A 3,336-nucleotide genomic window follows, 5' to 3' on the forward strand; every position below is an offset into this window, starting at 1 on the left:
CCTCCGCGCGGTGTTCGCTCCGCGCGGAGGGCCGTTCTCGCATGCGGTCCCTGAGGACCCCTGTTTCGCTACTCCGCGGGCTCCGCCGCCGTCTTCGACGCCGTCGCCTTCTTGGCGGTCGTCTTCTTCGCCGCCGAAGCGGTGGCCGTCGTCTTCTTCGCCGCCGTCTTCTTGGCCGCGGTCTTCTTCGCCGGGGCCTTCTTGGCGGTGGTCTTCTTGGCCGTCTTCTTCGCGGTCTTCTTGGCCGGGCCCTTGGCGCGCTTCTCCGCGAGCAGCTCGTAACCGCGCTCAGGGGTGATCGTCTCGACGTCGTCGCCCGACCGGAGGGTCGCGTTGGTCTCGCCGTCGGTCACGTACGCCCCGAAACGGCCGTCCTTGACGACGACCGGCTTCTCGCTGACCGGGTCCGTGCCGAGCTCCTTGAGGGGCGGCTTGGCGGCGGCCCGTCCGCGCTGCTTGGGCTGCGCGTAGATCGCGAGGGCCTCGTCGACGGTGATCGTGAAGAGCTGGTCCTCGGTCTCCAGGGACCGCGAGTCCGTCCCCTTCTTCAGGTACGGGCCGTAGCGGCCGTTCTGCGCGGTGATCTCGACGCCCTCGGCGTCCGTGCCGACCACCCGCGGCAGCGACATCAGCTTGAGCGCGTCGGCGAGCGTGACGGTGTCCAGGGACATCGTCTTGAAGAGCGACGCCGTCCGCGGCTTGACCGCGTTCTTGCCGGTCTTCGGGGTGCCCTCGGGCAGGATCTCGGTGACGTACGGGCCGTAGCGGCCGTCCTTGGCGACGATCTCGCGGCCGGTCTCCGGGTCGGTCCCCAGCTCGAAGTCGCCGCTCGGCTTCGCGAGCAGTTCCTCGGCCAGTTCGACGGTCAGCTCGTCGGGCGCCAGGTCGTCGCGGACGTCGGCCCGCTGGTGGCCCTCGCTGTCCTTCTCGCCGCGCTCCACGTACGGGCCGTACCGGCCGACCCGCAGCATGATCCCGTTGCCGACGGGGAAGCTGGAGATCTCCCGGGCGTCGATCGCGCCCAGGTCGGTGACGAGCTCCTTGAGGCCGCCGAGGTGGTCGCCGTCGCCGTTGCCCGCCTCGGAAGCCGCCCCGAGGGCGTCGCCCGCACCGAAGTAGAACCGCTTCAGCCACGGCACGGACTGCGCCTCGCCGCGGGCGATGCGGTCGAGGTCGTCCTCCATGCGGGCGGTGAAGTCGTAGTCGACGAGCCGGCCGAAGTGCGTCTCCAGGAGGTTGACCACGGCGAACGACAGGAAGGACGGCACCAGGGCGGTGCCCTTCTTGAAGACGTAACCGCGGTCCAGGATCGTGCCGAGGATCGACGCGTACGTCGACGGGCGGCCGATCTCGCGCTCCTCCAGCTCCTTGACCAGCGAGGCCTCGGTGTAGCGGGCCGGGGGCTTGGTGGAGTGGCCGTCGGCGGTGATCTCCTCGGCCGACAGCGCGTCGCCCTCGGCGACCTGCGGCAGCCGGCGCTCACGGTCGTCGAGCTCGGCGTTCGGGTCGTCCGCGCCCTCGACGTAGGCCTTCATGAAGCCGTGGAAGGTGATCGTCTTGCCGGACGCGGAGAACTCGGCCACGCGGCCGTCGGAGGCCGTCCCGGCGATCTTGACGGTGACGGAGTTGCCGACCGCGTCCTTCATCTGGGAGGCGACCGTGCGCTTCCAGATCAGCTCGTAGAGCTTGAACTGGTCGCCGGTGAGGCCGGTCTCCGCGGGCGTGCGGAAGCGGTCGCCGGAGGGGCGGATCGCCTCGTGCGCCTCCTGGGCGTTCTTGACCTTGCCGGCGTAGCTGCGGGGCTTCTCCGGCAGGTAGTCGGCGCCGTACAGCTGCGTGACCTGGGTGCGGGCGGCGCGCACCGCGGTGTCGCTGAGCGTCGTGGAGTCCGTACGCATGTAGGTGATGAAGCCGTTCTCGTACAGCTTCTGGGCCACCTGCATCGTCGCCTTCGCGCCGAAACCGAGCTTGCGCGAGGCCTCCTGCTGCAGCGTCGTCGTGCGGAACGGGGCGTACGGCGAGCGGCGGTAGGGCTTGGACTCGACCGAGCGCACCGCGAAGGAGGTGTCGGCGAGCGCGGCGGCGAGCGCGCGGGCGCCGGCCTCGTCCAGGTGCAGGACGTCGCTCTTCAGCCGTCCGTCCGCGCCGAAGTCGCGGCCCTGCGCGACGCGGCGGCCGTCGACGGTGTTCAGCCGCGCCACCAGCGTCGACGGGTCGGAGGCGTCCCCGCGGCGGCCGGTGGCGAAGGTACCGGTCAGGTCCCAGTACTCCGCCGAACGGAAGGCGATGCGCTCGCGTTCCCGCTCGACGACCAGACGGGTGGCGACGGACTGGACCCGGCCCGCCGACAGCTTCGGCATGACCTTCTTCCACAGGACCGGCGAGACCTCGTACCCGTACAGCCGGTCGAGGATGCGGCGGGTCTCCTGGGCGTCGACCATCCGCTTGTTCAGCTCGCGCGGGCTGGCGACGGCGGCCTGGATCGCGTCCTTGGTGATCTCGTGGAAGACCATCCGGTGCACCGGCACCTTCGGCTTCAGGACCTCCTGCAGGTGCCACGCGATGGCCTCGCCCTCGCGGTCCTCATCGGTGGCGAGGAAGAGCTCGTCGGACTCGGCGAGCAGTTCCTTGAGCTTCTTGACCTGCGCCTTCTTGTCCGCGTTCACGACGTAGATCGGAGCGAACTCGTTCTCGACGTCCACGCCGAGCCGGCGCACCTCGCCCGTGTACCTGTCCGGTACCTCCGCGGCGCCGCTCGGGAGGTCGCGGATGTGCCCCACGCTCGCCTCGACGACGTATCCGGGGCCGAGATAGCCCTTGATCGTCTTCGCCTTGGCAGGCGACTCGACGATGACGAGTCGGCGGCCGCCCTTTGCGGTCTCGCTGGTCGGGGACAACGTGGCTCTTCTCTCCGGTCGGCACTCGGCAGGTCTCGGCCGGCGTCACTGGCGATAACACCGGCGGGTGGTCGCACGGCGAGGATTGTCGTACGAAGGATGCTGCGGAGTGTGACGGTACCTCCCGCCCCCGTGTCAAACGGGAAAAGTGCGCAGCAGCCACTCGGAACGGTAACCCGACTCGCGGCGGTCCTGCCGCCCGGACGGCGGACGCGGGGGCCCTGACGGAGGCGCGGAGGTCGTTTTCCGGCCGCGCCCCGGCGCCTTCCCGGGGCGGGGTCGGGACGACCCGGCCCGGCCTCGCGAGGTGGCTGAGAACATCAGCCCGGTCGGCGGGCGGAAGCCCTGAGGGAACAGCCCGGCCGGCGGGCGGGGCCGCGCGGGCGCAGCCCGTGCGTCCGCGGCGGAGCCGCGAACGGGGGGCGACCGGGGCGAAGCC

The 3,336-nt window shown here is 70.9% G+C and carries 1 protein-coding gene; it reads right to left on the bottom strand.

What is annotated here, in order from left to right; all coding sequences use genetic code 11:
* Positions 1 to 68: 68 nt before the first annotated feature.
* The gene (topA, locus tag ACFWEG_RS28645) at positions 69 to 2,897 is read right to left on the bottom strand and encodes a type I DNA topoisomerase (RefSeq protein WP_387220929.1); all 2,829 of its coding nucleotides are present in this window, start codon (positions 2,895 to 2,897) and stop codon (positions 69 to 71) included.
* Positions 2,898 to 3,336 lie beyond the last annotated feature (439 nt).

This window comes from Streptomyces sp. NPDC060194 (assembly GCF_042728285.1).
Classification (GTDB): Bacteria; Actinomycetota; Actinomycetes; order Streptomycetales; family Streptomycetaceae; genus Streptomyces.